Source organism: Saccharomonospora iraqiensis subsp. paurometabolica YIM 90007 (assembly GCF_000231035.2).
In the GTDB taxonomy this organism is placed as follows: Bacteria; Actinomycetota; Actinomycetes; order Mycobacteriales; family Pseudonocardiaceae; genus Saccharomonospora; species Saccharomonospora paurometabolica.
On record NZ_KI912185.1, the window covers coordinates 5860 to 14500 of the forward strand.

At 72.4% G+C, this 8641-nt stretch carries 9 protein-coding genes; 5 read left to right on the top strand and 4 right to left on the bottom strand.

Going from position 1 to position 8641, the window contains the following annotated elements; genetic code table 11:
* Positions 1 to 519 precede the first annotated feature (519 nt).
* Entirely contained in the window at positions 520 to 1884 is a 1365-nt protein-coding gene (locus SACPADRAFT_RS24420; RefSeq protein WP_007025415.1) for a flavin-containing monooxygenase, read from the bottom strand.
* 168 nt (positions 1885 to 2052) lie between these two features.
* Here SACPADRAFT_RS24420 and SACPADRAFT_RS0200090 point away from each other — a divergent pair, with 168 nt between their 5' ends.
* Positions 2053 to 2376 carry a putative quinol monooxygenase gene (locus tag SACPADRAFT_RS0200090; RefSeq protein ID WP_007025416.1) on the top strand — a complete coding sequence of 108 codons (324 nt, stop codon included), beginning with the start codon at positions 2053 to 2055 and terminating at the stop codon, positions 2374 to 2376.
* A gap of 55 nt (positions 2377 to 2431) precedes the next feature.
* On the opposite strand, the gene SACPADRAFT_RS24425 is transcribed toward SACPADRAFT_RS0200090, so the two are convergent.
* On the bottom strand, positions 2432 to 3163 hold the full coding sequence (locus tag SACPADRAFT_RS24425; protein WP_007025417.1) for an alkaline phosphatase PhoX: 732 nt from the start codon (positions 3161 to 3163) through the stop codon (positions 2432 to 2434).
* 487 nt (positions 3164 to 3650) lie between these two features.
* Here SACPADRAFT_RS24425 and SACPADRAFT_RS0200100 point away from each other — a divergent pair, with 487 nt between their 5' ends.
* Together SACPADRAFT_RS0200100 and SACPADRAFT_RS0200105 are read left to right on the top strand one after the other, a co-directional pair.
* On the top strand, positions 3651 to 4613 hold the full coding sequence (locus tag SACPADRAFT_RS0200100; protein WP_324604514.1) for an ABC transporter ATP-binding protein: 963 nt from the start codon (positions 3651 to 3653) through the stop codon (positions 4611 to 4613).
* Positions 4594 to 5379, top strand: a complete 786-nt coding sequence (locus SACPADRAFT_RS0200105; RefSeq protein WP_233357086.1) for an ABC transporter permease subunit — start codon at positions 4594 to 4596, stop codon at positions 5377 to 5379. Before SACPADRAFT_RS0200100 ends, SACPADRAFT_RS0200105 begins: the two co-directional genes overlap by 20 nt.
* Before the next feature lie 28 nt (positions 5380 to 5407).
* Here SACPADRAFT_RS0200105 and SACPADRAFT_RS0200110 read toward each other — a convergent pair whose 3' ends face one another.
* A complete protein-coding gene (locus SACPADRAFT_RS0200110) occupies positions 5408 to 5875 on the bottom strand; it encodes a GbsR/MarR family transcriptional regulator (RefSeq protein WP_007025420.1) in 468 nt (155 codons plus the stop codon).
* A 147-nt stretch (positions 5876 to 6022) separates the two neighbouring features.
* Entirely contained in the window at positions 6023 to 6475 is a 453-nt protein-coding gene (cynS, locus tag SACPADRAFT_RS0200115; RefSeq protein WP_007025421.1) for a cyanase, read from the bottom strand.
* 266 nt (positions 6476 to 6741) lie between these two features.
* Here cynS and SACPADRAFT_RS0200120 point away from each other — a divergent pair, with 266 nt between their 5' ends.
* The gene (locus SACPADRAFT_RS0200120) at positions 6742 to 7593 is read left to right on the top strand and encodes a formate/nitrite transporter family protein (protein ID WP_007025422.1); all 852 of its coding nucleotides are present in this window, start codon (positions 6742 to 6744) and stop codon (positions 7591 to 7593) included.
* A gap of 136 nt (positions 7594 to 7729) precedes the next feature.
* Positions 7730 to 8590 (top strand): dihydropteroate synthase, encoded by an 861-nt coding sequence (folP, locus tag SACPADRAFT_RS0200125; protein ID WP_007025423.1) that lies wholly within the window; start codon positions 7730 to 7732, stop codon positions 8588 to 8590.
* Positions 8591 to 8641: the final 51 nt, after the last annotated feature.

Here is an 8641-nt window from a genome sequence, read left to right on the forward strand (position 1 = left end):
CGGCGACCCCGTCCACGAACGGGGTCAGCGCCACGACCGCGGCGACGTCCGTGCGTCCGGCCGCCGTGGCGAGCACGTGCCCGCCGGACAGCGACACGCCCCACAGCACCAGCCCGGACGGGTCGACCCCCGGCAACGTCGACGCCGTCCGCAGGGCGGCCCGGTAGTCCGCCGGCTGCCCCCCGCACCGACACGGTCTGCCGTGGGGTGCCGTCGCTCGCCCCGAACCCGCGGTAGTCGAAGGCCAGCACGTCCAGGCCCGCGGCCGAGAACCCCTCGGCGAACGGCCACAGGCCCGAGTCCTTCGTCCCGCCGAGGCCGTGCGCCATGACCACACAGGGGCGCCCGCCCACCGGTGGCGGCCCGGTGCCGGCGGCGGGGACGTGCCACGCGTCGCACCGGGTGCCGCCGGAGTCGAAACCGACCCGCCGGTACGTCGGGGACCCGGGGCGTCCGGGTGTTTCGGCGGTGTCGGTCGTGCGTCCGGTCATGCCGCCGCGTCGCCCCGACCGGGGCCGGTCACCCGGGTGTCGTCGGTGCGCACGCGGCCCGCCAACCGCGCCGGACCGAGTTTCGCCACCCGCCGCCTGCCCCGGGGAGCTCCCGGGTGCGCAGGTCGTGCTCGTAGCGGAAGTAGTCCACCTGTTGGGTGTGCCGTGCCGAGGGCACCATGTGGCCCAGGAACTTCCGTTCGTCGGCGGCGATCACCCGCTCCATCTCCGGCACGGACGGGGGACGGTACTGTCCGGCGGCGTAGGCGGCGAGCAGCCGCGACTGGCACTCGACGAACGGGAACAGCGTCGGGGTGGCCTGGGCGAACCCGACGAACACCACATCGTCCAGCCCGGTGCGGAACATCCGCTTGTACAGCGGCAGGTGGTTGCCGGGCGCGCTGAGAAAGGTCTCGTCGAAGAACGGGAACGTGATGTTGTAGCCGGTGGCGTGAATGATCACGTCGAAGTCCGCGGCGGTGCCGTCGGTGAACCACACCGTGTCCCCGTCGAGCCGGGCGACGTCGCCCTTGGCCACGACGTCACCGGACCCGAGGCGCAGCGGCAGTTCGACCGACTGGGTGGGGTGCGCCTCGAAGAACCGGTGGTTCGGCGTCGGCAGTCCGTACTTCTCCGGCCGTCCCGCGGTCAGCGGCTGGAACAGCTGGAACAGCCGGCGCTGCCAGGACAGCGGGAGGTACGGGGAGGTGCGGTAGAACGTGTCGGCGGGGGTGCCCGCGAGGTACTTCGGCACGATCCAGGCGCCGGAGCGCGTGGACAGCGTCACCCGGTTGTCCAGCGCCCGCGACGACAGCTCGACGGTGATGTCGGCGGCGCTGTTGCCGAGCCCGACCACAAGGATCCGCCTGCCGGACAGCTCCAGCGGCGTGCGCGGGTCGATGTAGGAGTGCGAGTGCAGCTGCGTGCCGGTGAACTCGCCCGGGAAGTCCGGCCACCGCGGGTCCCAGTGGTGCCCGTTCGCCACCACCAGCAGGTCGAACCGCCGCCGCTCGCCCCGCCCGGTCGTCAGTTCCCAGCCACCGTCCGGCAGCCTGCGGGCGTGCTCGACGGCGTTGCCGAACTCGATGCGGTCGGTCAGTCCGAAGGCGGCGGCGTAGTCCTCCAGGTACTGCCGGATCTCGGTGTGGTGCGGGAAGTCCGGGTAGTGCCGCGGCATCGGGAAGTCCCGCAGGGACAGCTGGTGTTTCGAGGTGTCGATGTGCAGCGAACGGTAGGCGCTGCTGTGCCCGTTCGGGTTGCCGAAGGCCCAGTTGCCGCCGATCCGGTCCGACGACTCGAAACACGTGTAGGGCACGCCGTAGTCACCGAGCATCTTGCCCGCCGTCAGTCCGCTGATTCCCGCGCCGATGATCGCGGTGGTGGGGCCGGGCATGCTGGATCCTCCCGTCACCGTGCTCGCGTGGATCAGGTTGACAGATGTCCAAACGACTGTCCAGAACCCGGACCCGTCGTCGGGTCCGGCAGAATGCACGGTGTCGGGATTCGACCGGGCCGCAGAACGACCGGGCCCCTGCGGGCCCGCATCGAGGGAGGAGACGCGATGATCTTCATTACCGCCAAGTTCCGGGTGAAGCACGAGGACGCGGACCGCTGGCCCGAGATCGCGGCCGACTTCACCCGGGCCACGCGCGGCGAGCCCGGGTGCCTGTGGTTCGACTGGTCCCGCAGCATCGAGGACCCCGACGTCTACGTGCTGGTGGAGGCCTTCCGGGACGGCGAGGCCGGTGCGGCGCACGTCAACGCGGACCACTTCCGCGAGGCGCAGCGCACCCTGCCGCCGCACCTGGTGGAGACGCCCAAGGTGATCAACACCAACGTGGACCAGGACGACTGGTCCGAGCTCGGGGAGATGGCCGTGCGGTGACGCCGCCGGAGCCGGTCGGGACGGCCGGGGAAGCGGCCGTCCCGACCGGACGGCGTCACAGGGCGCCGCGGGACCAGGGCCCGGTGACGGCGTAGGTCACGCCCGGGGTCTGGACGTTGAAGAACAGCACCTCCCCGTCCGGGCTGAACGTCGCCCCGGCGAGCTCACAGGTGTTGCCGCTGTTCAGGGCGGCGAGGTCGAAGATCTCCCCGCGCGGGGTGAGCCCCCGCAGCATGTCCGGACCGCTGCCGTCCTCGCACAGCACCAGGCCGCCGCTGGTGGGGGAGACACACAGGTTGTCCGGGCTCTGCAGCAGGTCCGGGTCGGTGGATTCGTAGACCAGGATCAGCTGTCCGCCCGCCGCACCGGTGGGCCGGTACTGCCACACCTGTCCCAGGCCGGCGTCCCCGCCGCTGGTGGCGTTGACGAAGATCGAACCGTCCCCGTACCAGGCGCCCTCCAGCCGGGCGAACACGGCCCCGCCTCGCTGCCGGCCCTGCCGGAACACGGCCAGCGAGTCGTCGCTGTCCGGATCCGCGTCCGGGATGTCCACCCATTCCACCGGCAGTGGCCTGCCCGCCCGCTGCCCCTGGCGCGTGTCGTGGCCCGGGTGGCCCGTGACGGCCAGCATCTGTAACCGTCCGCCCGCGGCCGGTCTCCCCGGAACGTCCGGGACGAACCGGTAGAGGCCGGAGCTGCCGCGGTCCTCGGTCTGGTAGATGATCCCGGTGTCCGGGTCCACGGCCACCGCCTCGTGCGTGAACCGGCCCATCGCCCGGTACGGCACCGGGTCCACCGGGCCGTCGGCGTCGGCCCGTCGTGCCGTCCCGGGGTGGTCCCGCCGTCCGACAGGGGTGACCCCGTCCGCCCGAACGCGACGTAGGAGAAGCCGTCCGGCAGGAGCAGTTCGCCGTGCGGGGGCGCCGGACGCAACGGGCCGTAGCCCCCGTTGTCCGGAGCCACCACGCCCCGGTTGTTGCCCACGCCGGGGCCACCCGCGAGGGCGGCGGTGTTGCCCATGAGCGCGTGCAGCGCGGCGGCGGCGCCGATCGTGCCGGTGCCCGCCAGGAACCGCCTGCGGTTGACCGCGGCGGTCTCGCGCGTCTCGTCTGTCATCGGTCCTCCCACGAGGGTCGGTCGGTCACCCCGGACCGAACCGCACGCGGGTGACGTCGGCGTGAGCGCCGCGCGACCACCGGCTGACGAGCAGATCGACATCGCTCGCGGGCTCCGGCGTCTTCCCCCGGGCCGTGGTCGCTGCTACCGTCGTTTTCGTGAGTTCGGAAATTTCCGAAAAGAGAGCAGGTGGCGGGATGGAGCCCGGGGCGGCGATCACGATCGAGAACCTGACCAAGAACTACGGGAACCGCCGCGGCGTCGTCGACCTCTCGCTCGACGTCCGTACGGGCGAGGTGCTCGGGTTCCTCGGCCCCAACGGGGCGGGTAAGTCCACGACGATCCGGGTGCTGCTCGACCTGATCCGGCCGACCTCCGGACGGGTCCGGGTGCTGGGCGCCCACCCGCGCACCGACGCCGTCGCGCTCCACCGGCGGGTCGGCTATCTCGCCGGGGACGCCGCGCTGCCGATGCGGCAGACCGTGGACGAGTGCCTGGCGTTCCTCGCCGCTCTCCGCGGCGGGGTGGACCCGTCCTCGGTCGACGAACTCACCGAGCGGCTGGGGCTCGACCGCACGGCCCGGATCGGGGAGCTGTCCACGGGCAACCGGCGGAAGGTGGGGTTGGTGCAGGCGCTGATGCACCGGCCGGAGCTGCTCGTCCTGGACGAACCGACGTCCGGCCTCGACCCCCTCGCGCAGCGCGTCTTCCTCGAACTCGTGCGCGAGGCACGGCGGGAGGGACGGACGGTCTTTCTCTCCTCGCACGTCCTCAGCGAGATCGAGGCGGTCGCCGACCGGGTCGCGATCGTCCGGGAGGGGCGGCTCGTCTCCCTCGGTACGCTGGCCGACCTGCGCGCGCACGCGGCCCTCGACGTCCGCATCGACTTCGACCCCGCCACCCCACCCGACCCCGGGGTCTTCCGGGCCCTGCCGGGTGTGACCGATCTCGTGCTCACCGGGAACACCCTGCGGTGCGGCATCACCGGCCCGACCGACCCGCTGGTGAAGGCCGCCGCCCGCTACACCGTGGCGCGGATGACCGCCCGCGAACCCGACCTGGAGGAGCTGTTCCTCCGGCACTACGACGGACAGGAGGCCGGTGACCGTGTGGCCGCGTAACGTACTCACCCGCTTCCTGCGGGACAACCGCCGTGCGCTGCTCGGCTGGGTCGTGGCCGTCACCGCGCTCGCGATGCTCTACGGCAGCTTCCACACGCGGATGTCGCCCGGGATGGCCGACACCGTGCCGGAGGCGATGCGGGGGGCCTTCGGCTTCGACGACCTGGACTCGGCCGCCGGGTACCTGCAGTCCGCGCCGTTCGGCATCCTCGTGCCGCTGCTGGTGGTGTTCTTCGGCGCGGCCATGGGGGCGCGGGCGGTCGCCGGGGACGAGGAGAACGGCCTGCTGGGCCTGCTGCTCGCGCACCCGGTGAGCCGCAGGCGGCTGTTGCTGGAGCGGCTCGGCGCGCTGGCCGTCGGGGCCGGCGTGATCGGGCTCGGTCTGTTCGCCGGGATGCTGGTGATCCGGGACGCGGCCGACCTGGATGCGGTGCCGATTTACGGCTTCGCCGCGCAGTCCGTGGCGGTCACGATGCTCGCGCTGTTGTTCGGCTGCGTGGCGGTCGCGCTGGGCGCGGCGGGCGTGCGGCACGGGCCGGCTCTCGGCACCACGACGGGTCTGGGCCTCGTGTCGTACGTGCTCGACGCCTTCGGTCCGCAGCTCGACGCGGAGTGGCTGCGCCGCCTGTCACCGTTCTACTACTACCTCGGTGGTGAGCCGTTGCGGTACGGCTTCCAGTGGACACACCTGGCGGTACTCACGGTCGCCTGCCTCCTGGTCACCGCCGTGGCCCTCCGGTGGTTCGACGCCCGGGACCTGCGCTGACGTCCCGCGGGAGGACACCGCGGACCCCTCAGTCGGGGTTCCCGGTGTCCTCCCTGGTGGCGTACCAGCGGTCGATGACCGCGGGCAGCTCCCGCATCAGGTAGGCGTAGAAGTCCCGCATCTCGCTGAGCCGCCGCCGGGCCCGGCTGTCGCCGTCGACCGTGTCGAGGCCGCGGTCGGCCGCGTCCCGCATGTACCCGATCATCGCGTTCTGCGTCGACATGAGCCGTGCCCAGCCGTCGTCGGGGAAGCGGTAGTGGGTCCGGCGGCTCCCGGGGGCGGGGACACGTTCGATCAGCCCCACGGAGCCGAGCGACTTGAGGGCGCCGGAGACCGACCCGGGCGAGGCACCCAGCCGGTCGGCGATCTCCCCGGCCGTGATCGTCTCCTGCTCGCTGAACAGCAGTGCCGCCAGCACCCGCGAGGTCATCTTCTGCATCCCGCCCCGGGTGAGGGTCAGTGCCAGCTCCTCGGCGGCGGAGAACGCGTCGGCCACCGTGCCTGCCCCCTTCGTCCCGCACGGCGTGCGGGAGACCGGTCGTCGCGGATGTTCGGCATTTCCGAAACCCGCGCACAGTCTACCGCGGTGCGGGAGGGGCGGTGATCGACGGGACCCGCCGGGGGCCGATCCGGACGGGCGAACTCACCACTTGTAGTCGAGGAACTTCCCGTCGAAGGTGACCACCACCCGGTCGCCCTCCGGGTCCGGGCGCCGCGCGAGGTCGACCCGGAAGTTGATCGCGCTCATGATGCCGTCGCCGAACTCCTCGTGCACCAGTTCCTTCAACGCCGGCGCGTACACCGACAGCGCCTCGACGAACCGGTAGACCGTCGGGTCGGACATCAGCGCCTCGTCGGTGCCGCGGGCGGGCCGGGTCCGCAGACTCTCCGCGACGGACTCCTCCAGATCGAGCATCCGGCAGACCCGCCCGGCCTGCTCGGCCGTCATCGGATGCTGCCCCAGCAGCGCCGCGGTCGTCCACACCACCGGGGCACCGAGCTCCCCGGCGATCGCCGACCAGGACACGCCTCGTCGGATCCGCGCCGCCTTGACCAGCTCGGCGGCCTCGGCCCTGCTCATGATCGGGGTGGTCATTCCCTCGTGCTCCTTCGTGGACTGCGGCGGACACGGCGGACGCCGTCAGTCTGCGCGCACCCGCGGGACGCGGCCACCGGTGCAGCCACCCGAAATGAGGTTTTCACACCACGGACGTGCGGTGCGGACACCGTGACCCGCCGGCCTCCGCACGGTCACGGCACGGAAACGCGCGTCGTCGAGGCTCCGTGCGGACACCGTGGTCGGCGCCTCCCGCCGCCGGGTCGGTGTCGACCACGCGGGACCCGGACACGAGAGGGAAGCGCATGTCGTACGTGAGCCCGACGGAGTTCGTCGGCGCGATGGTCGACGCCGGGGAGACGAAACTGCGGATGTCGACCCGGGACACCCTGATCCGCGCGTACCTGGCGGGCGCGATCCTCGCGCTCGCCGCCGCCTTCGCGGTCACCGTCACCGTCGAGACCGGCAGTCCGCTGGCCGGGGCGGTGCTGTTCCCGGTCGGGTTCTGCCTGCTGTACCTGCTGGGTTTCGACCTGCTGACCGGCGTGTTCACGCTGGCCCCGCTGGCGTGGCTGGACGGACGGCCGGGGGCGCGCAAACGGGCGGTGCTGCGGAACTGGGGTCTGGTGTTCCTCGGGAACCTCGCGGGCGCCCTGACCGTGGCGCTGATGATGTCGGTGATCCTCACCGTCGGCTTCTCCGTGCCGCCGGACGCGGTCGGGGAGCGGCTGGGGTCGATCGGGGCGGACCGCACGGTGGGCTACGCCGAACACGGCGCCGCGGGGATGCTCACCCTGTTCCTGCGGGGCGTGTTGTGCAACTGGATGGTCTCCACGGGTGTGGTCGGGGCCCTGATGTCCACGTCGCTGCCGGGCAAGGTCGTCGCCATGTGGATGCCGGTCATGGTGTTCTTCTTCCTCGGCTTCGAACACTCGGTCGTGAACATGTTCCTGTTCCCGACCGGGCTGATGCTCGGTGGGGACTTCTCGGTGACCGACTACCTGGTCTGGAACGAACTCCCGACGGTCCTCGGCAACCTGGTCGGCGGGCTCGCCTTCGTGGGACTGGCGCTGTACGCGACCTACGCCCGCACCGCCGGGCGTCCGCGGCGTCCGGCCCCCGAGGTGCCGCACCTGCCCGAGCGGGTGAACGCCTGACGGTCCCGGGGACCGGCCTCCGGCAACGCACCCCGCGTCCGTGGACCGCCTATGATGGCAAGATCACCGGGTGGTGCCCGGCCGCACGGCCGGGCACCCCGGGGTCGGACGAGGTCCAGCAGGAACAGGGGTGCGCATGCTCCGTCTCGGGCGGCACGAGTTCGCCGACGACGCGATGCTGACGATGGCGATCGTGAACCGCACGCCGGACTCCTTCTACGACCGGGGCGCCACCTGGACCGACGACGCCGCCCGGGACCGGGTGCGGCAGGTCGTCGACGAGGGCGCCGACATCGTCGACATCGGGGGTGTCAAGGCCGCGCCGGGTCCGGAGGTGGACGCCGCGGAGGAGCGGCGCCGGGTCGTGGACTTCGTCGCCCGCGTCCGCGACGAACACCCGGACGTGGTGATCAGCGTCGACACCTGGCGGGCCGACGTCGCGCGGGCGGTGTGCGCCGAGGGCGCGGACCTGATCAACGACGCCTGGGGTGGGTACGACCCGGACCTGGCCGGGGTGGCCGCCGAGTTCGGCGCGGCCCTGGTGTGCGCGCACACCGGCGGTGTGACGCCGCGTACCCGGCCGCACCGCGTCGCCTACGACGACGTGGTCGACGACGTCCGCACCCGCACGTCGGACATGGCCCGCGCCGCCGTCGACGCGGGTGTCGACCCGGCCGCCGTGCTGATCGACCCCGCGCACGACTTCGGTAAGAACACCTGGCACTCGCTGGAGATCACCCGCAGGCTGGACGAACTGACCGGCACCGGCTGGCCGGTGCTGGTGTCGTTGTCGAACAAGGACTTCGTCGGCGAGACCCTCGACCAGCCGGTCGGGCAGCGGCTGGTCGGCACGCTCGCGGCGACCGCCGTGTGCGCCTGGCACGGCGCCCGAGTCTACCGGGTCCACGAGGTCGCCCAGACCCGGCAGGTGCTCGACATGGTCGCCGCGGTCACGGGCGAACGCGCCCCGGCGCGCACGGTGCGGGGACTGGCGTGAGGCCGCTGTGATCGTCGCCGCCGCCGTCTGCCCGCACCCGCCGGTGCTGTT